At 64.7% G+C, this 3,457-nt stretch carries 2 protein-coding genes; both read right to left on the bottom strand.

The window, feature by feature from the left end; all coding sequences use genetic code 11:
- Nucleotides 1-482: 482 nt before the first annotated feature.
- Complete coding sequence (locus tag ACQP1G_RS05200) at nucleotides 483-1,859, bottom strand: GAF domain-containing protein (protein WP_433198873.1); 1,377 nt, start codon at nucleotides 1,857-1,859, stop codon at nucleotides 483-485.
- Between the two features lie 128 nt (nucleotides 1,860-1,987).
- A complete protein-coding gene (gene mftG / locus ACQP1G_RS05195; RefSeq protein ID WP_433198871.1) occupies nucleotides 1,988-3,430 on the bottom strand; it encodes a mycofactocin dehydrogenase MftG in 1,443 nt (480 codons plus the stop codon).
- Nucleotides 3,431-3,457 lie beyond the last annotated feature (27 nt).

Here is a 3,457-nt window from a genome sequence, read left to right as displayed (position 1 = left end):
CAGAGCCTCCTCGTTCGGCGAAAGAACAGCTGGCCGAACGCTTTTGGGCATGACGAATAAGCCACTGCGACAACGCGGTTCAGCGTTGACGCATGGCTTGGACGCCACCACAAGATGATTCGGCGAATGCGCGGGGTACGACGGCACCCACGCGAGATCGGAACAGATTGCGTGAAACGAGATCGGTGACCGATCGGTCACCGCCGCGGTGACCGATGGTCACCGCTTGCGCCTAGCTCTTGATCGCTCCTCCAACGTTGCTGCCGCGGTGCGGGCGCCGCGGCTTATGTCGGTTACATCACACGGATGTGATCCGTGCATTGCGAACACTAGGCGCTTCCCTAATAAAAAGGAACTTTTTGCACTAAAAAATTTGGTCGATCGTCCAGCGTGCTCAGCCGGGCCGACGCGACAAGGCAAAGCCGTGTCCGCGACCACATTTCGATCGCGTATGTGAGCTACGGCACTTTCGGATGTGCAGACTATGAGCCCGAACGTTGCATCCGCGTTGCATCGGCGCCGAGGCGTCGATCGAGCACCCGAATCTTGGCCTCGATCTGCGCATATAACGGCGAATCACGATCTACGGTCGCCCGGTAGGCGGCCCAGGACGCGGCATCGTCACGTCCCTCGGCGCACGCGGTCCACCGGCGCAGCACCGCGGCATCTGCGGAACTGAGCACCGCGGTACGCAGCCGGACCCGAAGTTCATCGCGAATATCAATAATTCCGGGAGCGGTCGAACGCGGCAGCACCGGACCGGCGTAGAGCCGTAATGCGGCATCGACATCACCGGAATCGAGTGCGGCCCGCAGCGCTTCGATATCGGTTGCGACATGCACCCGCAACCGATATGGGCGCGAACCGAATACGTTCGGACCGACCACCGCACGCAGCCGCGACATGGCGGCGCGAATGGTGCCGTTATCCAGATCCGTATCATCGAGCAGCAGCGCGAGATGGTCGGCGCCGAGCCCCTCGGGATGTTCGGCCAGCAGCAGCAGGATCTCAGCGTGGCGCTGCGACACCGGAACTCGGTCACCCGCGGCGGTCAGCAGCGGCTGCCCGAGCCCGAGCACATCCAGACCGAGCCGGACCACGGCGATTTCGCCCGTCGTGCTGTCGTAGGCAACGACGCGGCCCGCCGACCCGTGCTGCCCAGCACGCATGGCGCTCAGCAGCAGATCCATTTCGGCCGCAGTCGATGTCGCCTTCACCAGCGCCAGAATCTCCGGCTTGGCCACACGCACGCCCCCGGCGATCATCAGCACGCCGACCAGCCTGCCGTCGGGATCGTGTACCGGCGCTGCGGCACCGGTGATCTGGTGCATCCGATGCAGAAAGTGTTCGGGCCCATGGATCCACGCGGCCCGGCCGGTGCGCACCACGAGGCCGACGGCATTGGTTCCGATGCGACGTTCGCTCAGATCATCGCCGGCACGCAAACCGATTTCGGCGGCCGCGTCGACCTGATCGGGATTGCCGTGCACCCACAGCACCCGACCGAACTGATCGGCCACCGTGACGATCAAACCCGTTCTGGCAGTGTCCTGTACGAGCAGTTTGTCGATCAGCGGCATCAATGTAGCAATCGGGTGCGCGTCGCGGTAGCGCTGCAGATCGGCCCCGCGCAGGCCGCGCCCGTCCAGCACGTCCATCGGATCGATACCGCCGCGCACACTGCGCAGCCAGGATTCGAGCACGACGGGACGCAGCAGACCGGCAAGCTGCGACAGCTGCTCGCCACCCGCGCTAAGATATCCGTGTGCTTGTGCGGCATAGGCTTCCAGAGCGCCGAGTTGAGTGCCGGGTTCGACGCCGTGCCGTGGGGGCCGCCCACCTGCAAGATTGCTGACCATTTGCCTTTCTTTCCGCCCCAAACTGTACCGGCGCGCATTACCAGGCAAGGGCGGTTGCCTTCGTTTGTCCGCCAGGTCACATACCGATTAGACCTCGTACAAATGTGACCTACCCATCTTTCATATCCTTAGGTGAGGTATTCGCTGACGCGTTCGGCGAGCATTACCGCCGTCGCCTGCGGTCCGCGGGTCAGCGGCACCGGAACAACGGAAAGATCCACCACCGACAAGCCGGTCGTGCCGTGCACTCGGCACAGTTCGTCGACCACCGCGCGTTCATCGCCCACCGCGCCCATTCGGCAGGTCCCCGACAGATGTTGCGAGGTAGCCAGATTCGCCCGCAGCCGAACATCCGCGGGTTCCGGTACCGATTCCAGCGCGCGCGCCATCGGGATTTGGCGCAATAGCTCGAGCGCCGCGGTTACCGCCTCCCGTAATCGAATCCGATCGGCCGCCGCCGATAAGTAGCGGTAATCGATGAGCGGTGCGACGGCGGGATCGGCGGAACGCAACCGGAGCACCCCTTCTGATCGCGGACGCATGAGCGCCACGCCCAAACGATGGGTATACGGGGTAAACGATACGGCGTACGGACGGATTTCGACATCGTCGAGTTCCAGCACATATTCCAGCGGCACACCGTCGCCGGTCGTCAGCGGCGGATCACAGCGATACTCGATACCGATCTCGGGATGATCACTGAACCACGCGCCGACGGGCGCGGGCTGTAGCACCGGAATATCCAGCGCCCGCAACTGTTGCGGATCGCCGATACCGGAACGCAGCAACAGCGCGGCGGATTCGATCGCGCCCGCACACAGCACGATGCGATCGGCCGCGAGCGTACCCGCCCTGCCGTCGTGCACGAAGTCGACGCCGACGGCGCGGGTGCCGTGAAAACGGATCCGGGTCACCAGCATTGCGCCGGTAACAGTGAGGTTCGGTCGCGCGAGCGCGGGTGAGAGATACGCCGATCCGGTGTCGACCCGCCTGCCGTGCTCGATATTGCACGGTACCGGTCCGCAGCCCTGCGCCGGACCATCGCCGGGCAGCGCGTTCAGATCGGGTACCGATGGAAGGCCCAGTGCCGCACAGGCCGAGGCGAATTCGCGACTCAGCGGGGTCGGCTCGGCGGTGCGGTGCACCGGTATCGGCCCGGCCGTTCCGTGTCCCGGCCGGTCGCCGTAGTCGTGGTCGCGCTCGAGTCGACGATAGGCGGGCAGGACCGCGTCGAAGGACCAGCGTGCCGATCCGTCGAGTTCCTTGCTCCACGCCGTGAAATCGGCCGCCGTCGCGCGCACGAAGTAGCCGCCGTTGATCGCACCCGATCCACCGATCACCTTGCCGCGCACGATATTTCCGACAGTATCGGTGGCCAGGTCAACGGGATAGCGCCACACGAAAGGCGATGCTGGGCCGATCGGCATCCGCGTCGCGTCGAGCAGTTCCGCCGCGTCGATCGACACCGGACCGGCCTCGACCAGATGCACACTATGGTCCGGGTCCTCGCTCAGCCTGGCCGCCACGACGCAACCAGCCGTGCCACCACCGATGATCAACGTGTCGACCATCTACATCAGCTCATCGGGGGGTACAGC

Source organism: Nocardia sp. CA-107356 (assembly GCF_050946365.1).
Classification (GTDB): Bacteria; Actinomycetota; Actinomycetes; order Mycobacteriales; family Mycobacteriaceae; genus Nocardia.
The sequence above is the reverse complement of the archived record's forward strand: the minus strand, read 5'-3'. Positions and strand labels throughout refer to the sequence as shown.